General features: G+C 64.7%; 16 protein-coding genes and 1 pseudogene. 8 read left to right on the top strand and 9 right to left on the bottom strand.

Going from position 1 to position 19,846, the window contains the following annotated elements:
• A pseudogene (locus tag VK804_RS16740) lies at positions 1 to 150 on the bottom strand (amidase); the annotation flags it as partial.
• A gap of 175 nt (positions 151 to 325) precedes the next feature.
• Here VK804_RS16740 and VK804_RS16735 point away from each other — a divergent pair.
• From VK804_RS16735 to VK804_RS16725, 3 genes are all read left to right on the top strand, one after another.
• Positions 326 to 1,129 (top strand): YdcF family protein, encoded by an 804-nt coding sequence (locus VK804_RS16735; protein WP_325372190.1) that lies wholly within the window; start codon positions 326 to 328, stop codon positions 1,127 to 1,129.
• Positions 1,130 to 1,197: 68 nt separating this feature from the next.
• Entirely contained in the window at positions 1,198 to 1,986 is a 789-nt protein-coding gene (locus VK804_RS16730) for a DUF169 domain-containing protein (protein ID WP_325372188.1), read from the top strand.
• Positions 1,987 to 2,117: 131 nt separating this feature from the next.
• Positions 2,118 to 3,302 carry a saccharopine dehydrogenase family protein gene (locus VK804_RS16725; protein ID WP_325372186.1) on the top strand — a complete coding sequence of 395 codons (1,185 nt, stop codon included), beginning with the start codon at positions 2,118 to 2,120 and terminating at the stop codon, positions 3,300 to 3,302.
• A gap of 10 nt (positions 3,303 to 3,312) precedes the next feature.
• On the opposite strand, the gene VK804_RS16720 is transcribed toward VK804_RS16725, so the two are convergent.
• The 3 genes from VK804_RS16720 to VK804_RS16710 form a co-directional block, all read right to left on the bottom strand.
• Positions 3,313 to 4,569: an O-antigen ligase family protein gene (locus VK804_RS16720; protein ID WP_325372184.1), complete on the bottom strand. Its 1,257-nt coding sequence runs from the start codon at positions 4,567 to 4,569 to the stop codon at positions 3,313 to 3,315.
• A gap of 49 nt (positions 4,570 to 4,618) precedes the next feature.
• On the bottom strand, positions 4,619 to 6,157 hold the full coding sequence (locus tag VK804_RS16715) for an undecaprenyl-phosphate glucose phosphotransferase (protein ID WP_325372182.1): 1,539 nt from the start codon (positions 6,155 to 6,157) through the stop codon (positions 4,619 to 4,621).
• Positions 6,158 to 6,274: 117 nt separating this feature from the next.
• Positions 6,275 to 7,411, bottom strand: coding sequence for a glycosyltransferase family 4 protein (locus VK804_RS16710; RefSeq protein WP_325372195.1), 1,137 nt, complete (start codon positions 7,409 to 7,411; stop codon positions 6,275 to 6,277).
• 301 nt (positions 7,412 to 7,712) lie between these two features.
• On the opposite strand from VK804_RS16710, the gene VK804_RS16705 reads away from it, so the two are divergent.
• Entirely contained in the window at positions 7,713 to 9,938 is a 2,226-nt protein-coding gene (locus VK804_RS16705; RefSeq protein ID WP_325372180.1) for an exopolysaccharide transport family protein, read from the top strand.
• 303 nt (positions 9,939 to 10,241) lie between these two features.
• Here the strand turns inward: VK804_RS16705 and VK804_RS16700 are convergent, their stop codons facing one another.
• Complete coding sequence (locus tag VK804_RS16700; protein WP_325372178.1) at positions 10,242 to 10,946, bottom strand: DJ-1/PfpI family protein; 705 nt, start codon at positions 10,944 to 10,946, stop codon at positions 10,242 to 10,244.
• A gap of 261 nt (positions 10,947 to 11,207) precedes the next feature.
• Here VK804_RS16700 and VK804_RS16695 point away from each other — a divergent pair, with 261 nt between their 5' ends.
• On the top strand, positions 11,208 to 12,146 hold the full coding sequence (locus tag VK804_RS16695; RefSeq protein ID WP_325372192.1) for a GlxA family transcriptional regulator: 939 nt from the start codon (positions 11,208 to 11,210) through the stop codon (positions 12,144 to 12,146).
• A 115-nt stretch (positions 12,147 to 12,261) separates the two neighbouring features.
• Positions 12,262 to 13,245 (top strand): VOC family protein, encoded by a 984-nt coding sequence (locus VK804_RS16690; RefSeq protein ID WP_325372176.1) that lies wholly within the window; start codon positions 12,262 to 12,264, stop codon positions 13,243 to 13,245.
• A 17-nt stretch (positions 13,246 to 13,262) separates the two neighbouring features.
• On the opposite strand, the gene VK804_RS16685 is transcribed toward VK804_RS16690, so the two are convergent.
• A complete protein-coding gene (locus tag VK804_RS16685; RefSeq protein ID WP_325372174.1) occupies positions 13,263 to 14,501 on the bottom strand; it encodes a sodium:proton antiporter in 1,239 nt (412 codons plus the stop codon).
• Positions 14,502 to 14,553: 52 nt separating this feature from the next.
• The gene (locus VK804_RS16680) at positions 14,554 to 15,552 is read right to left on the bottom strand and encodes a Na+-dependent transporter (RefSeq protein WP_325372172.1); all 999 of its coding nucleotides are present in this window, start codon (positions 15,550 to 15,552) and stop codon (positions 14,554 to 14,556) included.
• A 193-nt stretch (positions 15,553 to 15,745) separates the two neighbouring features.
• On the opposite strand from VK804_RS16680, the gene VK804_RS16675 reads away from it, so the two are divergent.
• Positions 15,746 to 16,669 carry a 2-dehydropantoate 2-reductase gene (locus tag VK804_RS16675; protein WP_325372170.1) on the top strand — a complete coding sequence of 308 codons (924 nt, stop codon included), beginning with the start codon at positions 15,746 to 15,748 and terminating at the stop codon, positions 16,667 to 16,669.
• A gap of 83 nt (positions 16,670 to 16,752) precedes the next feature.
• Here VK804_RS16675 and VK804_RS16670 read toward each other — a convergent pair whose 3' ends face one another.
• Both VK804_RS16670 and VK804_RS16665 read right to left on the bottom strand, forming a co-directional pair.
• Positions 16,753 to 17,697: an alpha/beta hydrolase gene (locus tag VK804_RS16670; protein ID WP_325372168.1), complete on the bottom strand. Its 945-nt coding sequence runs from the start codon at positions 17,695 to 17,697 to the stop codon at positions 16,753 to 16,755.
• Between the two features lie 137 nt (positions 17,698 to 17,834).
• Complete coding sequence (locus VK804_RS16665) at positions 17,835 to 18,614, bottom strand: SDR family oxidoreductase (RefSeq protein WP_325372166.1); 780 nt, start codon at positions 18,612 to 18,614, stop codon at positions 17,835 to 17,837.
• A gap of 236 nt (positions 18,615 to 18,850) precedes the next feature.
• Here VK804_RS16665 and VK804_RS16660 point away from each other — a divergent pair, with 236 nt between their 5' ends.
• On the top strand, positions 18,851 to 19,843 hold the full coding sequence (locus VK804_RS16660; RefSeq protein ID WP_325372164.1) for a DUF2155 domain-containing protein: 993 nt from the start codon (positions 18,851 to 18,853) through the stop codon (positions 19,841 to 19,843).
• The last annotated feature ends 3 nt before the right edge of the window (positions 19,844 to 19,846 follow it).

The following is a 19,846-nucleotide window of genomic DNA, read 5'->3' as shown; positions in this document are numbered from 1 at the left end:
CTTGCGGTCGGGCACCACGTCAGGGCCGCCGCTGATGGTGTCGATGGTCACCTCATCGCCGCTTTTGATGGACAGGACAGGTTTCAGTTTCGCTTCGAAGAATCCCCAGTGGCAGGTTTCGGGGCTGGAATGCAGGTGATGATGCGTCATGGGGAGCACTTTCTTGCCGGGTTCGTGCTCACACTCTGTCATTGCCGGGCTCGACCCGGCAATCCATCTTTTTCGAATAGAGGTTGTCGCGAAGAGAGATGGATACGCGGGTCAAGCCCGCGTATGACGGTCAGCGCAAATCGTAGAGGTTTCCGCACCCGAAAGAGAATACCCCTTGTTCTTCGTCCTCTCCAAAACCCTCGGCATCATGCTGCTGCCGACCAACTTCCTGCTCGGCGCGGGCGCACTCGGCGTGGTGCTGCTGGCGAGCCGATGGGCGCAGTTCGGCCGCAGGCTGCTGGCCGCCGTCGTGGTGCTGCTCGTGGTCGCAGGCTTTTCCCCGATCGGAAACTGGCTGCTCTATCCGCTGGAGGCGCGCTTTTCCCCTTGGGATGGGTCGAAGGGCGCGCCCGACGGCATCGTCGTGCTGGGCGGACCGATCGATCCCGATCTGTCGGCCGCGCACGGTACCCCTGTCGTCAGCGCCTCGGCCGATCGCCTGATCGCCGCCGCGGCACTTGCCCGCCGCTATCCGAACTTGCGCATCATTTACACCGGCGGCAACGCGAATTTGATCTCCGGCGAAGCGAGGGAGGCCGATTACGCCTCCGAGGTGTTCGAGAGCCTCGGCGTCTCCAAAACGCGATTGATGATGGAACGGCGCGCCCGCAACACCCAGGAGAATGCCGTCTACGCCAGGGCGCTGGCGGCGCCGAAGCAGGGCGAGCGCTGGCTATTGGTGACATCGGCCTATCATATGCCGCGGGCGGTCGGCGTGTTCCGTCAGCAGGGATTTGCGGTCGAGCCCTATCCGGTCGACTGGCGCGTCGGCGGCCGCGCCGATTTGCTGGGCTTGCACAATTTCTCGGTCGACGGCCTTTATGGCATCGACGTCGCCATGCGCGAATGGATGGGACTTGTGGCCTATCGCATCTCGGGCAAAACCGGCGAGCTGTTTCCGGGACCAAATCCATCATGATGCGCCGGTCGCACCGGGTGCATAAACCGGCTAGGATCGGCGCCGGAAAACTAAAGGGAGGCTAGTTCATGCAGCAAGCCGTAGCGAGCGACGAAAAATTCGATTTTTCCGCCATGGTGGCCGACCTGAACAGCCTGCTTCGCCTGAAGACCACGGTGATCGGCATGAAGATGTTCGCTGATGTCGGGGAGATGACGGCGATCCCGAAAATCCGGCGTCCGACCGCGGTTCACACCACCGACCAGATCGTCAGCATGGCCTCGCGGCTCGGCTGGACCGTCGGCATCACCTCGGACGATCTCGTCGGCGCGCAGTGTCGCGCCGTGATCGGGCTTGCGCCAACGGACGACAAATGGCTCGCGGGCGAAGCTTACGTCGGCGTCTGGCACGGGACGGCTGAGGACGCGCGCAAGCGTCAGGAGGCGCTCGACGTCGTTCCCTTCGGCAAATATCAGGCGCTGGCGGTGAGCCCGCTTGCCAGCGGCCGGCTGAACCCGCCGGATATTTGTCTCGTCTACGCGACGCCGGGGCAGATGATCATCCTGATCAACGGCGTGCAATATACCGGCTACAGGAAATTCGAATGGGGCGTGGTCGGCGAGACCGCTTGCGCCGATTCCTGGGGGCGGGCGCTGAAGACCGGCGAGCCCAGCCTGTCGCTGCCATGCTTCGCCGAGCGGCGTTATGGCGGCGTGCCGGACGAGGAGATGCTGATGGCGCTGCAGCCCGCGCATCTCGCCAAAGCCATCACCGGCATGAAGGCGCTGGCCAAGAACGGCCTGCGCTACCCGATCGCACCCTATGGAATCCAGAGCGACGTCCGCGCCGGCATGGGCGCCTCCTATGGGAAGAAATAGACCGTCATTGCGAGCGAAGCGAAGCAATCCATGTCGCAGCAAGAAGAAAGAATGGATTGCTTCGTCGCTTCGCGCCTCGCAATGACGGGAAGAAATTGCAACGCCAACAGACAATTCCAGAGCAACCAAAAATGAAATCTTCGTCGAAGTTCGACATCGTCGTCTATGGCGCGACCGGTTTCACCGGGCAGCTCGTCGCCGAATATCTGGCCGCGCATTACACCGGCGAGGGCGCGCCGAAATGGGCAATGGCCGGACGCAGCCTGGCAAAACTGGCTTCGGTGCGCGACGCGATCGGCGCGCCGGCCGACACATTCCTGCTCGTTGCCGACGCCGGCGATCCCGCCTCGCTGCAGGCCATGGTCGACCAGACCAAATCGGTGATCGCGACCGTCGGTCCCTATCAGCTCTATGGCTCCGAACTCGTCGCGATCTGCGCCACCACCGGCACCGACTATTTCGATCTCTGCGGCGAACCGGTGTGGATGCGCCAGATGATCGATGCGCATGAGGCGGCGGCGAAAGCGAGCGGCGCGCGGATCATGTTCTCCTGCGGCTTTGATTCGCTGCCCTTCGAACTCGGCGTGTTCTTCTGCGAGGAGACAGCCAGGAAGGTTCTCGGTGCGCCGGTCAGCCGGGTCAAAACCCGTATCCGCGGTATGAGTACGACAATCTCGGGTGGCACCGCGGCGAGCTTCAAGGCGACATTCGCCGCCGCGGCGAAAGACCTCAGTCTGGTTGCGCAGTTGCAAAATCCGTTTGTATTGACGCCGGGCTTCGAAGGCCCAAAACAGCCGCGAGCCAACAAGCCGGCGTTGGACGAGGACCTCGGCCAATGGACCGCGCCCTTCGTGATGGCGACCATCAACACCCGCAATGTGCATCGCTCCAATATGCTGATGAATTTTCCGTACGGCAAAGACTTCGTCTATGACGAGATGGTCCTGACAGGGTCGGGAGAGCAGGGTGAAGCCAACGCCAAGCGCCTGGTGGCAGCCGTCAATGCCGAGAGGATGAGCGGCGGCGGACTGAAGCCGGGCGACGGGCCGTCGAAGGAAGAACGCGAGAACGGCTTCTATGACCTGCTATTCGTCGGCATCGCGACTGACGGCAAGCAGATCCGTGTTGCGGTGAAAGGCGACCGCGATCCCGGCTACGGCTCGACCTCGAAGATGATGTCGGAATGCGCGATCTGCCTGCTGCGCGACACGCCGGACGTTCCAGCCGGTATCTGGACGCCCGGCGCTGCGATGCGGGAACCCCTGATCAAGCGGCTCGTCGATCGTGCGGGGTTGACGTTTGCGGTCGAGCAATAGAAGCGCGAGCTTATACGGCGTCGAACTCGTCGCGGGTCGCAATCGCCTTGTAGGGCTGCGCCGCGGCGAACATGCCCCACATCGCGCCCAGCATCATGAAGAAATGCCGCCAGTGGTCGGTGTCGATCACGAAACTTTCGCCGACGGTGCCGAGGAAGGCCGAGAAGATCGCGAGATAAGCGCGCTGCCAGGGCACGCGCACGAAGACGTGGCGAAAGCCCAGGATGACGGTGATGAACGCCAGCGCCGGGTAGCAGACGCCGGAGATCCAGCCGCCCGACATGAAGGCGTTCAGATAGGAGTTATGGGTGTCCTCGGGAAAATAATTGTGGAACTGCAGCGGGCCGATGCCGAACGGCAGGTCGAGCGCCATCTGCGCGCCGAGGACGTGGCGGCCGAACCGGCCGAAGCGGCCCTCGTCATAGCTCTGGTCGAAGCTGGCGCGCTGGTTGAACATCTCGCGGATCGAATCGAACGACAGCAGCACGCCGAGCAGCGCCACCACGATGATCACGGCGACGACCGACATCACGACGATGCGCGAGCGCTGGCTGTGCGAGGTGCTGGTCAGCACCATCAGCGCCAGCATGAAGGCGGATGTCAGCACCAGCCCGCCCCATGCCGCGCGGGAAAACGCCAGCAGGATCGCCAGCGCCATCACGCCGAGCGCAACCGTGCTGCGGAACGATTTGGCGAAGCGATCGGTGACGACGCTCTGCAGCGCGAACAAGGCGGGCAGGATCAGGAAGGCGCCGAGCACGTTCGGGTCCTTGAAGGTGCCGCGGGCGCGGTCGTACAATGTCAAGAGATCGTACCCGCCCGGAACGAGGTTGAGATAGCCGGCGATTCCCGATATGGCGGCGATCATCCCGCCGACGATCAGGCCGCGGCGAAGCATGTCGAGCCGGGCCTCGGTGTCCTCGGCGATCACCATGGCGAAGAACATCACGGTGACAGCCATGTACCAGGAGGTCGCGATCCAGTTGGCGACCGGCGATTCGTCAATAAAGGGAATCGCGCCGATCGAATAGCCGACATTGAGCAGGACCAGCAGCAGCAACAGCGGCATGAATACCAGCCGCAACCGAAGGCCCGTCGCGACGAAAATCACCGTCGCCGCCAGCGTCACCAGCTCATACGGGCTCGGTTCGATGAAGACGATCGCGCCGCTTGCCCCGACCAGCCATACCAGCGCGCGCTGCAGCGCCAGCACGCCGGGCGCAGCCGTTACGGAAGGAAAACCCTCGGCTGTCGCCGCATACGCCATCACACACTCACGCAACGCAACTCATGGCAAGACGCCCGAGCGAACAGCCCTAGTAGGCGTTCTCGTTCCTGGTCATCAACGCCATCGGCGTCTTGAGCAGGATCACGAGATCGAACAGCACCGACCAGTTCTCGATGTAGTAGAGATCGAACTCGACGCGCTTCTGGATCTTCTCCTCGCTGTCGACCTCGCCGCGCCAGCCGTTGATCTGCGCCCAGCCGGTAATGCCGGGCTTGACGCGGTGGCGGGCGAAATAGCCGTCGACCGCCTCGTCGAACAGCCGGCTCTGCAACTTGCCCTGCACGGCGTGCGGACGCGGCCCGACCAGCGACAAATTGCTCTTGAACACGACGTTGAAGAGCTGCGGCAGCTCGTCGAGGCTGGTCTTGCGGATGAAGCGGCCGACGCGGGTGACGCGGCTGTCGTTCTTGGTCACGACCTTGGCGGCCAAGGGATCGGCCTGATCGTGGTAGAGCGAGCGAAACTTGAAGACGTCGATGCGCTCGTTGTTGAAGCCGAATCGCTTCTGGCGGAACAGCACCGGGCCCGGGCTGTCGAGTTTGACGGCGAGCGCGACCAGCGCCATCACCGGGGAGGCGAGCAGCAGCACGATGGCGCCGACGACATGATCGAACAGCCACTTCATCACCAGGTCCCAGTCGGTGATCGGCGCCTCGAACACATCCAGCGTCGGTACCTTGCCGAGATAGGAATAGGAGCGCGGGCGGAAGCGCAGCTTGTTGGTGTGGGCGGAAAGCCTGATGTCGACCGGCAGCACCCACAGCTTCTTCAGCATCTCGAGAATTCGCGTCTCCGCCGAGATCGGCAGCGCGAACAGCACGAGATCGATCCGGGTGCGGCGGGCGAATTCGACGATGTCGTCGACCTTGCCGAGCTTCGGCGCACCCGCGCAGGTATCGAGCGCGCGGGCATCGTTGCGGTCATCGAACACGCCGAGGATGTCGAGGTCGGAATCGTCCTGGGCTTTCAGCGCGCCGACCAGTTGCTCGCCGTTCTGGTCGGAGCCGACGATGATGGTGCGGCGGTCGAGCCGGCCCTCGCGCGCCCAGCCGCGCACCAGCGAGCGCAGGAACAGCCGTTCGCCGATCAGCGCGGCGAGGCCGATGATGAAGAACGCCGACAGCCACAGCCGCGAAACTTCGCCGCCGAGCTTGGCGAAAAAGGACGCGCCGATGAATAGCAGGAACACGAAAGCCCAGGACGAGATCATCCGCGTCAGCTGCCGGAGCTGACCGCGAAACACCTGGACCTGGTAGATATCGGCTGCCTGGAAACAAACGACCGCGGCCGCCGCCATGGCGAAGATCGCCCCGACATATTCCCAATGAAAGCCGGCGAGCCGCGTCACGTAGCCGAAATAGAGCGCGATGCCGACGAGACTGAGCAGCACGAAATCGGCCACGCGCACGGCGCCCGCGATCACGATCGGCGAATAGGCGCGGCGCACCTTCTGGTTGGTGACGGCTAGCGCCGCCGGCGACAACCGTCGGCGTCGTTCGATCGGTTGGCGCTGCGCGGAGGCCGCCGCGGCGGCATCCAGCATCGATCGTGCGTTGATCTGTTCCACTGTTCCCAAATCCGTGTCTCGCCCCGGCATCTAGGCATGCGCGCGCCGAGGCGGAATTCCCTGGCCACCGGCTTAACGGACAAATCGGAAGAAACGGTTATCGTTGGTAAGGAATGGTTAACGATCGGCAAACGCGTCGCGGTAACCCGCCAGCACCCCCTCGACCATCGCCTTCTGCGAAAAATGCATCAGCACGCGCTCCCTCAGGGATTTTGCACGTTGGGCCGCCGCTTCGGGATCCTCCAGCGCGGTCTCGATCGCGTCCGCCATCGCGCCCACGAGATTGGGTGCAAACAGCGCATCGGTGTGGGAACCGAAGATTTCGGGGATGCCGCCGACATTGGCGGCCACCATCGGAATGCCCGCTGCCGCAGCCTCGATCACGACATAGGGCATGGAATCGCCGCGGGAGGGCACCACCAGCACGCTGCCCTTGGAAAAGCCGTGGCGGGCCTTGACGTGGCCGATGAAGCGGACCTTCTCGCCGAGACCGAGCCTCTGGACCTGGGCCTTCAGCGCGGCCATTTCCTCGCCGTCGCCGGCAAGCGTCAGCGTCACCTTCTTGCCGTCGGCATTGAGCCGCGCCACCGCGTCGATCAGGAGATCGGCGCCCTTGATGTGCCGGAACTCGCCGACATAGACGATATCGGTGGCGTCGGTTGCCTTGACGACGGGATCGAATTCGTCCGCGGTGACGCCATTGAAGACGCAGCGCACCAGGCCTTCGGGCATGCCGATGGTGCGCTGATAGGTGTTGCGCGCAAAGGCGCTTTCGAACAGGAACAGGTCGGTCGAATTCATCAGCGTGCGCTCGAGGCGGCTGTAGAAGGCGCCCTTGAGCGTATCCAGCGGGTAGTGCAGCGAGCCGCCGTGCGGTGTGTAGACGCGAATCCTGGTTTTCGAATGCTGTCGCAGTCGCACGAAGGCGCCGGCCTTGGCGCCGTGGCCGTGCAGCACGTCCGGCTTGAGTTTTCGGACCAGGAACATGAATTGCGCCCAGACCAGAAAGTCCGCGGGATGGGGCTCGCGGTGAATCGCGATGCGGCGGACACCGAGCTTGAGGCGGGGGGCGATCTCCTTCAGCGCCGCCTCGGCGCGTTCGCCGCCGGTCAGGCTGTCGGCGATGATGCCGACGTCGTGACCGCGGTCGGCCTGTCCATTGGCGAGATCGAGAATATGCCGGAAGATGCCGCCGACCGGCGCGCGCACCGCGTGCAGGATACGAAGCGGCTGGTCTGGCGTCTCCGGCGTCATCGACATGATCAGAACCAGCACTCGCCACGCGGCCGGACGACGACGGGTGCGACCGAGCGCATGCAGCCCGGCTGAGCGAGCGCGACGAACAGACAGACCATAGCGGCGCGCGCGCCTCGCATCGGACAACCCAAGCGGAAGTGTTGATTCCGATTAAGGACTTGCATGGTTAACAAAGCATGACCGCCGCGGTCGGGCCGATCGTGCCGGCAACAAATCCGCGCAATTAACCCGGCGGCAACCTTAATGGAGTGTAATCGGCGAAGTCCAAGTAGGTGAGTGGCGTCTGCGGGAGTGTGCGATGCGTCTGGCGTTCTGGCGTTCTGGCAAGGACGAAGCAGCCAAGGAAAAACCGGTAGTGCAGCGCGCGGCCGCAAGGCCGGCGCCGTCCAGTGCGAAACCTGTGGCCGCCGCGCCGTCGGGCGATCTGGATCTCGGCGTGCTCGGCCGGGCGCTGCTGCGCAAGCGCGGCCTCATCATCGGTCCGACCTTGCTCGCTTTGGTAATCTCGATCGCGGCCGTCAATCTGGTGACCCCGCGCTTCAAGTCCGAGGCGCGCATCCTGGTCGACGGGCGCGAGAACGTGTTCCTGCGGCCGAACGGCGAACGCAACGAGGAGCGCACCGCGCTCGATGCCGAGGCCGTGACCAGCCAGGTCCAGCTGTTGCTGTCGCGCGATCTCGCCCGCGACATCATCAAGAAGAACAAGCTCGCCGAACTGCCCGAATTCGATCCCGTGCTGGGGGGGCTGTCGCCGGTGAAATCGCTGCTGGCGCTGTTCGGGATCGGCCGCGACCCGTTCTCGCTGACGCCGGAAGAGCGCGTGCTGGACGCCTATTACGACCGCTTCACCGCCTATGCAGTCGATAAATCGCGCGTCATCGTCATCGAATTCCAGTCGCGCGATCCGGATCTGGCCGCGCGCGTCGCCAACTCGATCGCCGAAGGCTATCTGGTGTTGCAGCAGAATGCCCGCCAGGAGCAGGCGAAATCCGCCAGCCAGTGGCTGTCGGGCGAGATCGACAATCTGCGCAAGAAGGTCGCGGAGGACGAATCCCGCGTCGAGGCTTTTCGTTCGAAATCGAGCCTGTTCGTCGGCACCAACAACACTACGCTGTCCAACCAGCAGATGGGCGAGCTCAACACGCAGTTGAACAATGCCCGCGCGCTGAAATCGGACGCCGAGTCGAAGGCGCGGTTGATCCGTGAAATGCTGCAGAGCGGCAAGCCGATCGAGGCTTCGGAAGTCGTCAATTCGGAATTGATCCGGCGGCTGTCCGAGCAGCGCGTCACGCTGCGCGGCCAGCTCGCCGAGCAGTCCTCGACACTGCTCGACAACCATCCGCGCATCAAGGAGCTGAAGGCGCAACTCGCCGATCTCGACCGCCAGATTCGCGACGAAGCGAGCAAGATATCGCGCTCGCTCGACAATGACGCCCGCATCGCCAGCAGCCGGGTCGATGGCCTCAGCGCCAGCCTCGAGCAGTTGAAGAAGCAGGCGACCTCGACCAACGGCGACGACGTACAGCTTCGCGCGCTGGAGCGCGAGGCGAAGGCGCAGCGCGACCTGCTGGAATCCTATCTGGCAAAATATCGCGAGGCCAATACCCGCGAGAATATCGATGCGGCGCCCGCCGACGGCCGCGTGATTTCGCGCGCCACCGTGTCCAACGCGCCGGCCTATCCGAAGAAGCTGCCGATCGTGCTGATCGCGACGCTGGCGACCCTGTTGCTGAGCGCGGGCATGGTCGTGACCGGCGAACTGTTGCGCATCACCGCGCCGCGCGCCGTGGCGGCATTTACCTCCACGCCGGCACCGGTGCAGTCGCCGGCCGAACCCGCATTCGCCGCCGGTCCCGCGCCGGCGTTTGACGAACCGCGGAGGGAACCAAGGGGCGAGCCGCGTCCGGACATTCCGAGCGAACTGAGCGAAATCGAGCAACTCGCCGGGGACCTGCGCGACGCGGGCGACGCGGCGCGCAAGGTGACGATCCTCGGCACCGCAGCGGGCGAGAGCATTACGCTGACGGCGCTGACGCTGGCCCGCCTGATGGCGCGCGATGCAAGGGTCGTGGTGGTCGACTTGTCGGCGGCGTCGCCGACGATTGCGGCGATATCGGTCGATCCGGCCGCGCCGGGACTTGCGGAATTGATGCAGGGCGAGGCGTCGTTCTCGCAGGTGATCACCAAGGACCGGTTGTCGCGGGTTCATCTCGTCAATGCCGGGCGCCCGGGCTTTGACCGCACGCTGTTGCAATCGCCGCGGCTGACGCTGGCGATCGATGCCCTGCTGCGGGTCTATGACCATGTGCTGCTCGACGCCGGCACCGCCTCGGACCTGGCGGCGGAACTACTGACCGCTCGGGCGCGCGCCGTGGTGGTGCCGGATGTCTCGATGGCTCCAGATGCCCGCGCCGTGATGTGCGATCAATTGAAAGCCGTGGGTTTTTCCGAGGTGACGATGCTGAGCAAGCCGGCGCGGCCCTCGGACGCGGTCGAGCCGGCCAAGCGGGTGGTGGCGGCCTGAGGCCGGCGCGCTCGATACCCTGTGGATAACGGGATCAGCGGGGACATTTGCCGCGGCGTGCTTGCGCGCCGCGCCTTATCGCGGCTCAATGGGGACATCTTACGGAGATGGGAAACCATCGCGTCGGATCGGGCAACAGAATCGCGACTGCCCCGATATGCAGCGGCTGCCGATCAGGATACGGCTGGGAGATAGGCCCCCGGTGCGGATGTCCCGAGATCGCCCGTCAAATGTTGCAGCTGCCGTAGGACAGGAAAGGCCGTCCGGGAAACCGGGCGGCCTTTTTCTTCGAGCGGATGCTGGTCATCCCGCCGGGGCGATGTCGTTCAGCCGCGCGGCGGCGCGATGGATGGCCTCGCTTCGGCGCGCTTGCGCCGGCGCGATTCTCTCTTTCATCAAGGCGAGAATCTCCGCCGGCGCGGTGTCCGGCGAGCCTGAGTTGAACGGCGGCGCCGGATTGTATTCGAGCCGCAGCTGGATCGCCTCCGCGGTTTTCCGGTCGACCATGATCGATACCAGCGTCAGCGCGAAATCGATTCCGGCGGTGACGCCGCCGCCGGTGATGCGGTTGCGGTCGACGCAGACCCGCGTCTTGGCCGGAATCGCGCCGAACTCGCTGAGAAAATCCACCGCCGTCCAGTGCGTCGCCGCGCGATAGCCCTTCAGGAGCCCGGCCGCGCCCAACACCAGCGATCCCGTGCACACCGAGGTGATGTATCTGGCGGCCTCGGCCTGCTTGCGCAGGAAGGCGAGCATCTCCGCGTCATTGACCATGTCGTCGGTGCCGACGCCGCCGGGCACGCAGATCACGTCGAGCTGCGGGCAATCCGCAAACGTCGTGGTCGGCGTCAATGTCAGCACGGAATCGCTCGGAACCGGCTCGATCCGTTTCCAGATCAGATGCACCTGCGCGCCCGGCACGCTGGAAAACACCTGCACCGGACCGGTGAGGTCGAGCTGCGTCACCTTGGGGAAGATCATCAGACCGATCTGGAGCGGTGCGGACATGGGAAAAGCCTTTCGAGGTTTTGCGGTGGCGACAACAAACCCTGTTGTCATTGCCGGGCTCGACCCGGCAATCCATCCGCTTCGCAAGGATTCACGCGAAGCAAGATGGATGCCCGGGTCAAGCCCGGGCATGACGATTGTGCGTGTGGAGACTGGTCGTGCACGCGCCAGACCGGCCGACCACTTGACGCGCGCATCCTGCCATGATCGTCTGTCGTCCGAAATGCCATATTTCCCTTAATTTCGGACATGACCCAAGACATGATCGGCATTCTCGTCTTTCCCGATTTCCAGTTGCTCGATGCTGCAGGTCCAATCTCGGTGTTCGAGATCGCCGCGCGCTATGCCGGTCAGTCGCCGTCGATCAAGGTCGTGGCGGCAACACCGGGCCCGGTGCGCAGCTCCTCGGGCGTCGAGATGCTCGCGCGAAATTTCAAACCATCGGGGACGATCTCCACCTTGATCATTGCCGGCGGTGAGGGCGTGGATGCCGCGGCGACATGCGAGAAGACGCTGGCATTCGTGCGGGGCGTCGCGAAGCGCGGGGTCCGCGTCGCCAGCGTCTGCTCCGGCGCCTATCTGCTCGCCGAGGCCGGCCTGCTCGACGGCCGCCGCGCCACCACCCATTGGCAGCGCACCGGGCAATTCCTTGGCCGCTTTCCCCAAGTGAAATGGGAACCCGACCGCATCTACGTCCGCGACGGCAACATCTGGAGTTCGGCCGGGATCACCGCCGGCATCGACCTGGCGCTGGCTCTGGTCGCGGAGGATTTTGGCGAGGAGATCGCGCAAAAGACCGCGCGGCAACTCGTGCTCTATCACCGTCGCAGCGGCGGCCAGTCGCAATTCTCCTCGCTCTTGGAATTGAAGGCGCCCTCGGGGCGTTTCGGCGCTCTGCTGAGCTGGGCGCGGGAGCATCTCGATGCGCCGCTGACGGTGGAGGATCTCGCCGAGCAGGCCGGCATGAGCTCGCGGCATTTCGCGCGGGCCTTCATCGCCGAAACCGGCACCACGCCGTCGAAGGCGGTCGAGCGGCTGCGCATCGAAGTGGCCCGCCAGCGCGTGCAATCCTCCAGCGAAGCGATTGAGCGGGTAGCGGAGGTAACCGGCTTCCGCGACCCCGAGCGGATGCGCCGCGCCTTTATCCGCGCCTTCGGTCAGCCGCCGCAATCGCTGCGGCGCGCGGCAAGGGCGGGGTAGCGCGGGTTCCAGGCGTATTGGCGTGTCATGGGCCGAAGCCGCGCCCCAATATTCTCTGATTGCATTGGGACGCGCCGTTTCCTAGCTTTGCCGGGAAAACGAGGGAGGAAGGCACATGGAAATCCAGGCCTTTGGTTATCTTGGCGTAGGGTCGTCTGATCTCGACGACTGGGCCGCCTTCGCGACATCGACGGTCGGCATGCAGCCGGTGGACCGCGCCAGTTCGATGCGCGCCTTCCGCATGGACGACCGCAAGCAGCGCCTGTTCATTGATCGCGCCATCGAGCCCGGTACTCAGGTCTTCGGCTGGGAAGTCGCCAACGCCGCGGCCCTCGATCAGCTCGCCGCCCGCCTCGAAGCCGCCGGCGTCGCCGTGAAGCGCGAACCCGCTAACCTCGCCGACCAGCGCTGCGTGGCCGGCCTGATTTCCTTCGCCGATCCTGCCGGCAACCGGCTGGAAGCCTTCCACGGCGCCCAGATCGCCGACGCCCCTTTCAAGCCGAGCCGCGACATTTCCGGCTTCCGCACCGGCCCGCAGGGCATGGGCCACACCCTTCTGACCGTGCCCGACATCGACGCCGCGCTGGCCTTCTACAAGGACCTGCTCGGATTTCGCATCAGCGACTTCATCGTAGCCCCGTTGAAAGCCTATTTCCTGCACGTCAACCCGCGCCATCACAGCGTCGCTTTGGTCGCAGCACCAGTGCGCAGCATGCATCACCTGCTCGTCGAGTACTATCTGCTTGACGACGTCGGCCAGGGCTTTGACCTGCTGCAGAATGCGCCTGAGAAAATCGTCTCCACCATCGGCCGCCATTCCAATGACCTGATGACGTCGTATTACATGCGCACGCCGTCCGAGATTTATGTCGAGTGCGGCTGGGGCGGCAAAGATGTTGACGATGCGACGCCACCGGCGGAGATGGCGAGCGTCGCCAGCTTCTGGGGTCACAAGGGCCTGTTCGAGGATATCGGCGCGCCGCCCTCGGCCGCGCCGGAGGTTGGTTCTCGTCGCGCCCCCGTTCAGGTCATCGAAGGCAACTACAACCGCATGGCCGGCGTGTGCCAATGGTGGGACGAAGCGCGACGAAATCGCTGATCCGGAAGCTTTTGTCGTCAGCCGTCTTTTAACAGTCCGAGTCTGCGTCCCAGCCATTCCGTGGTCGGCGCCTGGATCAGAATCGTCATCAAAATCGCGATGAAGGTGACGGAGGCGATCATTTGCGCGCCGGGCGCCTTGATGCCGAGCAGGAGGCCGGCCAAGGCCGCCGGAATCACGCCGGTTTCGCGGGTCCAGCACATGAACAGCAGTTCGGCAAAACTCCAGCGCGCGCGGCGATCAGCAAGCGCGCACAGGAACACGGTGGCCGGCCGCGCCACCAGCATAAGCACTGAGACGACGGCAGCACCTCCAAGCCAGTAGCGGCCCATCAGCGCGAAATCGACCTGCGCGCCGAGCAGGATGAAGACGAACAGCCGCATCACGAAGGCCGTGGTCAGCACGAATTCGGCGAGCTTTTGCGCTTCGCCCACTTCCATCTGGAAACCAAAACGTTCCTTGTTGCCGAGCATGATGCCGAACACGAACACCGCCATGAAGCCGGACGCCTGCAGGCCGGTCGCCGCGAAGTAAGCGCCGATCACGGCGACCACCGTGACGACGGGTGCATATTCGGCGAGGAAGGCCCAGCGCTCATGCGCGATCAGCAGCGCGGCGAGGTAGCCGAGCAGAATGCCGGCGACGATGCCGATCGCGGACTGCTTGACGAGGTCGAACAGGGCTACGGAAAGCGAGAATTGCTCGTTGCCGACCACCGCCGCCAGCACGGTGAAGGTGAGGATCGCGCTGACGGCGTCGTTGAACGCGGACTCGCTCATCACGGTTTGCGCCACCCGATCGCGGATGTCGATCTGCCGTAAAATCGGTATCAGCGTGGCCGGATCGGTCGAGGCCAGCGTCGCGCCCAATAGCAGCGCCACCAGTGAGGGAATGCCGAGGATGTAATGGGCAGCAAGGCCGGTGATTACGGCGGTGACGATAACGCCGAAGGTCGCGAGCAGCACGATGGTGATCCAGACCCGCTTCAGGACATCGAGGCGTAGCGCCGCGCCGCCGTCGAACAGGATATAGCTTGCGCCGAACAGCAGCATGATCTGGTTCAGCGCCGAATCTGCTCTGATGTCGATCAGCCCCAGCGCCTGCGGGCCGACCGCAATGCCGGCCAAGAGGAACAGCGCGACGTCGGGAATCCTGATTTTCTGTGCCAACAACGCGGTCAGCGTGCCGACCGCCAGAACGAGGCCGCAGGAAAGCAGCGTATGCCTGGCGATCTCGAGGGAGGCCGATGTTTCCATGGCGCGACCATGCCTAGGGGTGGGGCGCGATGCAACGCCTGGCCGCGCGCGATCAGGCGTCGCCGGTCTCAATGGCCGGGGTTTCCGCTTTCGGTAGCCGGCCGACGATCGGCTTCAACAGAAGCGGCGACAAATAGATCGGGAATTGCGAGAGCGCGAAATAAAGCCAGGTCGCGCCCGGCAGCACGCCGTCGGTCGCCGCCAGCATCAATCCCATGTTGCGCTGGGAAACCATCATGCCGAGCGCGAAGGCCCGTTGGTGGCCGAGCCGGCGAAAGATCAGCGCGGTGACGCCGAGGAGAGCAAAAAACACCGAGAATGCCGATAGCGCGAGCTCCATCGTCCGCAGCGGGTCGGCCCAAAGGCTGTCGCCGACCGAGCCCATCACGGCGGAGACGAAAACGAACAGGATCAGGATATTGAAGCCGTCAATCTCACTTCTGTACTTCCTGATCGCAGAGGCGCCGACGCTCCAGCGGATTGCGCTCGCGACCAGCAGCGATCCGGCGAGGATCGCGGCCAGCTTGAAGCCGAGGCCAAGCGGCGAGAGCGTCAACGCGTTGCCGAAGAAGGCGTAGGCGAACAAGGGCGCGGTGAAGGGAACCAGCGCCGTGCAGGTGACCAGCGTCACCAGCACCAGCGTCGCATCCAGTCCCATCACCGCGGCGAGCGCGGGCGCCGCCATCATTGGCGAAGCCACCGCCTGCAGCATCAACGCCAGGAACAGATCGGGCGAACGCGCATCGAGGCCGAAAGCATGATAGCCAAGTCCGGAAACCAGCGGCACGCCGAGCGTTGTCCACGCGGTTGCGGCGAGCACGATGGCGGGCCGCCGTAAATGCTCGCGCAACGCGGCAAGATCGACGCGCATGAAGGAGATGCAGAGCAAAAAGAAGATTGCCTCGGTGACATAGGGCTTCAACAGCTCGCCGAGCGGCGGCAGCGCGATGCCGAGAAACACCAGCGCCGCAATCGCGCGGGTACCCTGGCCGCCGAGCCACGCGAGCGCCTGCACGGGGAGGGCAGCGGCGCTTTGCAGGTTGACGGACATAGGAGTTCGATCGAAATGGACTGAGTTGACAAAGGATTGGTCGACCAGGCCTAAGGCCGCGTTTACGGAGCGCGACCATGCGGCAATCGGGTGGTGCTAGAAAGTAACATCAAGTTACTGTCTATTTCCGGTGCGCCGAACGGCGATGCACCGGCCGCGCGGTGCCAGGGTTTATTGAGCAGGGAGAAACTGAATGCGTATTGCGGTTGTCGGCGCCGGCGGCGTCGGAGGGGGTTTTGGCGCGGCGTTGGCCAAGGCCGGTGCGGATGTCACCTTTGTCGCGCGCGGCGTCCATCTTGCCGCCATGAAGAGCCAGGGATTGAAAGTCCAGGGCGGGCGCGGCGAGATCCATGTGGTGCCGACCCATGCGACCTCCGATCCCTCCGGGATCGGCACGGTCGATTTCGTGCTGTTTTGCGTGAAACTATGGGACGTCGAAAGCGCCGGCGCGCACATCAAGCCGCTGATCGGGCCCGGCACCGCCGTGATCCCGCTGCAGAACGGCATCGACGCCGCCGAGCGGCTGATCCCGATCCTGGGGCCGGCCGCGGTGATGGGCGGCGTGGCGCAGATCTCGGCCTCGATCGTCGCTCCCGGCGTGATCCAGCAGGTCGGCACCTTCATGCGCATGATTTTCGGCGAACTGGATGGCAAGCCCTCAAAGCGCGGCGAGGATTTTCTCGCGCTTTGCCTGAAGGCCGGCTTTGATGCGACCTTGAGCGAACAGATACTCACCGAACTCTGGATGAAGTTCATCCTGCTCGCGAGCAATTCCGGCATCTCGGCGCTGGCGCGCCAGCCGATCGGCGCGCTGCGGGATGATCCCGATATCAGCCCGATTTTCGCGGCCGCCTACCGCGAAGTGTTCGATGTCGGTCGCGCCAAAGGCGTGACGTTGCCGGCCGACGCGCCCGAGAAGATTCTCGATTTCACGGCGCATTTGCCGCCCACCATGAAGCCCTCGATGGCGCTCGATCTCGATCGCGGCAACCGGCTGGAGGTGCCTTGGCTCAGCGGCAAGGTCGCCGAACTCGGCCGCCAGCTCGGCATCCCGACGCCTACGCACAGCATGCTCTATGCGATGCTCAAACCCTATGCGATGGGCAAGCCGGCCTGAGGGTGTAGGATGGGTTGAGCTCTTGCGAAACCCATCGCCACACCGCAAATCGTTGGTGGGTTTCGCGAAGAGCTCAACCCACCCTACAGCGCCTTCAGCCAGTCCGCGATCTCGCTGGCTGCGACATTGGCCTGCTGCAGCAATTTGCCCATCGTAAAGAAGCCGTGGAACTGGCCGGGAAAATGCCGCCAGGTCACGGGCACGCCGGCCTGCTTCAGCCGCTCAGCGTATTCATCGCCTTCGTCGCGCAGCGGATCGGCGCCGGCGGTCAGCACATAGGCCGGCGGCAGGCCGATCAGTGTGCTCGCGCGCGCGGGCGAGGCGCGCCAGTCATGAATGTCGGTGGCGCCATTGAGGTAGCTCTCGTAGAAATAGCGCGTCACCGAATGCGTCAGCAGGATGCTGGTCTCCGGCTCGCTGTGCGAGGGATGCGTCCGGGACGCTTCGGTGGCCGGATAGATCAGCACCTGTGCCGATATCGCCGGCCCATTGCCGTCGCGCGCCGCGATCGCAACGACGGCGGCGAGATTACCGCCGGCGCTGTCGCCGCCGACCGAAAGGTGCGAGGCATCGATGTCGAGTTGCCGTGCATTGTCGGCGATCCATTTGGTTGCTGCGATGGCGTCGTCGACGGCGGCGGGAAATTTATGCTCGGGCGCCAATCGATAATCGACGGAGATGACCAGAAGTTCGCCTTCGTCGGCGAGCTTCCGACACACCACGTCATGGGAATCGAGATCGCCGATTACCCAGCCGCCGCCATGGAGGAACACCAGGCACGGCGCGAGGCCGCCCGTTTGGCGCAACGTCTTCGGCGTGTAGACGCGCGCGGGGATCGAGCCGTGCGGGGCGGGGATCGCGAGCGGCTTGACCGATTTCAATTCAGGCGGTTCGGGATTGGTGACGAAGCGGCCGGCCAGATAGAGCTCGCGCGCTTCACCGGGCGAAATCGTTTCGAATGCCGGCCTGCCGGCTTCCTGAAACGCCTTGAACACGGCGGCGGCGTCGGGATCGAGGGTCACGGGCATGGGAGTAGGAACCTCTGAGATTTGAAACTGTCGTTCCGGGGCGATGCGTGAGCATCGAACTATGATGTGCAATTGCACATCCGAGAATCTCGAGATTCCGGGTCTGGTCCTTCGGACCATCCCGGAATGACCTTTTCCTAGCCGGCGATCCTGCCGCCGTCGACGGTGTAGGCGGCGCCCGAAACATAGCTCGCCTCGTCGGAAGCGAGAAACGCCACGATCGAGGCCACCTCGGAGGCCTGCCCGAGCCGGCGCGCCGGGACGCGATTGACGATCTTCTCGATCGAGAGAGGTTCATTGCTGCGATTGCGGGCCTCGTTGATCGCGCTCAGCATCCGGCTGTCGATCAGCCCCGGGCAGACGCAGTTGACGCGCACCGAGGTCGCGGCGCATTCCAGCGCCGCGCTCTTGGTCAGCCCGATCACGGCGTGCTTGCTGGCGCTGTAGACCGCGATCTCATGGGAGCCGATCAGGCCCGCGATCGAGGCGGTGTTGATGATCGAGCCTCTGTCCTGCTTGAGCATCACCGGCAGCACATGCTTCATCCCGAGGAACACCCCGACCACATTGACGTCGATCACCTTGCGAAACGTCTCCAGCGGATAGTTCACGATCGGCTTGATCTCGCCCTCGATGCCGGCGTTGTTGTAGAACACGTCGATGGTGCCGAACCTGTCGACGGCCGCGCGCACGTAATCGGCGACCTCGTCCTCGCTGGTGACATCGGCCGCAATCGGCAGCGCTTGCGCCGAAGCCGGCAGATCCCTGACCGCGGTCTTGAGGTCGTCCTGCCTGCGGTCGACGGCCACGATCCGCGCGCCGCGTTCCGCGAGCAGCCGGATCGTCGCCGCTCCGATGACGCCGGCCGCGCCGGTGACGACGGCGACCTTGCCGTCCAGACGAATTCGGTCGGTCATGGAGCTGGTTTCCTCGGTCGGGGTCCGGTTGTTTTCCGGATTTTTGCTGGTTCGGCGCGCGGGCGCGCAGGGGTCGGAAGCCACTATTCCATCTGGGGCGGCGGCTGACCAGAGGGGTTCCGCTGCCGGCAAACCGCCCTTTCCCCGCCGTATTCGCCGTGTTAACCGGGAGCCCTGCGAGCGGCGGTTATTTCTGTCCTATGTCGCGAGCCCGATTCGCCTGTTAAAGCCGCGAGATGCTTCGAACCATTACGCTAACCGGTCTTGCGGCCCTGTTCGCCGCCACAGCGATCCCGCTTGCGCCGCCCGCACGCGCGCAGATCGGCAATATCTTTTCCGACCCCCCGCCGCGCCCCCCCGGCGCCATTCCGCGCGGCAACCAGCAGCCATCCGACGACGAGGAAGAGGTGCCGGAATTGCCGCAGGGCCGGGTGCTGCCGGCGCCGAACCGTCCGCTGCCGGGGCAGGGCGTACCGCCGCCCGGCGCGGTGCAGTCGCAGCCGCTGGCGCCGCCGCCCGGCGTCACCGTGATCCCGCAGAATGTCCCCCCGGGTATCGCGGTCGCGCCGCCGCAGCCCGGCCAGGGCGTTGCGGTCGCGCCGCCCGGTCCCAATCCGCCGCCGGGATTGCCGCCTGGCCAACGCCAGTCCAAGAGCGTGCCGGGATCGCCGGCCACCTTGCAGCCCGGCGACGAGGTCGTCACCGAGCCGCCGGCGCAGAAGATCGTCAACAAGAAGGCGAGCTTTTCCGGGCTCGACAAGATCACCGGGCGCATCATCAATTTCGACGAGGATATCGGCGAGACCGTCCAGTTCGGCGCGCTGCGGGTCAAGACCGATGCCTGCTATACGCGCCCCGCCACGGAAGCCGCCAACACCGATGCCTTCGTCGAGGTCGACGAGATCACGCTGCAGGGCGAGGTGAAGCGGATTTTTTCGGGGTGGATGTTCGCGGCGAGCCCCGGCCTGCACGGCGTCGAGCATCCGATCTACGACATCTGGTTGACCGACTGCAAAGTGCCCGACACCACCATCGTCAGCGCCGCCCCCGAACCTGCGAAACCCGTAGCCCCACCGCCCCCGCCGGTGCAGAAGCGCGCTGCACCGAAGCTGCCCCCGCGTCCGCCGCCGCTCCCGCAGCAGCAGACCCAGCAGCAGCAACCGCCGCCGCCCCCGCCACCGCAGCAACCGGGGGGGTTGTTTGGCGGGATTTTCGGGCCGCGGAACTGATGC

Source organism: Bradyrhizobium sp., assembly GCF_035484855.1.
Taxonomy (GTDB): Bacteria; Pseudomonadota; Alphaproteobacteria; order Rhizobiales; family Xanthobacteraceae; genus Bradyrhizobium.
Note: the sequence above shows the minus strand (reverse complement) of the source record. Positions and strands in the feature narration are given on the sequence as shown.

Coding starts and splice junctions, on each gene's coding strand:
- VK804_RS16685 (WP_325372174.1), bottom strand. CDS start 14,501: ATGGAAACATCGGCCTCCCTCGAGATCGCCAGGCATACGCTGCTTTCC.
- VK804_RS16725 (WP_325372186.1), top strand. CDS start 2,118: ATGAAATCTTCGTCGAAGTTCGACATCGTCGTCTATGGCGCGACCGGT.
- VK804_RS16675 (WP_325372170.1), top strand. CDS start 15,746: ATGCGTATTGCGGTTGTCGGCGCCGGCGGCGTCGGAGGGGGTTTTGGC.
- VK804_RS16730 (WP_325372188.1), top strand. CDS start 1,198: ATGCAGCAAGCCGTAGCGAGCGACGAAAAATTCGATTTTTCCGCCATG.
- VK804_RS16680 (WP_325372172.1), bottom strand. CDS start 15,552: ATGTCCGTCAACCTGCAAAGCGCCGCTGCCCTCCCCGTGCAGGCGCTC.
- VK804_RS16700 (WP_325372178.1), bottom strand. CDS start 10,946: ATGTCCGCACCGCTCCAGATCGGTCTGATGATCTTCCCCAAGGTGACG.
- VK804_RS16705 (WP_325372180.1), top strand. CDS start 7,713: ATGCGTCTGGCGTTCTGGCGTTCTGGCAAGGACGAAGCAGCCAAGGAA.
- VK804_RS16720 (WP_325372184.1), bottom strand. CDS start 4,569: ATGGCGTATGCGGCGACAGCCGAGGGTTTTCCTTCCGTAACGGCTGCG.
- VK804_RS16670 (WP_325372168.1), bottom strand. CDS start 17,697: ATGCCCGTGACCCTCGATCCCGACGCCGCCGCCGTGTTCAAGGCGTTT.
- VK804_RS16695 (WP_325372192.1), top strand. CDS start 11,208: ATGATCGGCATTCTCGTCTTTCCCGATTTCCAGTTGCTCGATGCTGCA.
- VK804_RS16690 (WP_325372176.1), top strand. CDS start 12,262: ATGGAAATCCAGGCCTTTGGTTATCTTGGCGTAGGGTCGTCTGATCTC.
- VK804_RS16710 (WP_325372195.1), bottom strand. CDS start 7,411: ATGACGCCGGAGACGCCAGACCAGCCGCTTCGTATCCTGCACGCGGTG.
- VK804_RS16665 (WP_325372166.1), bottom strand. CDS start 18,614: ATGACCGACCGAATTCGTCTGGACGGCAAGGTCGCCGTCGTCACCGGC.
- VK804_RS16660 (WP_325372164.1), top strand. CDS start 18,851: ATGCTTCGAACCATTACGCTAACCGGTCTTGCGGCCCTGTTCGCCGCC.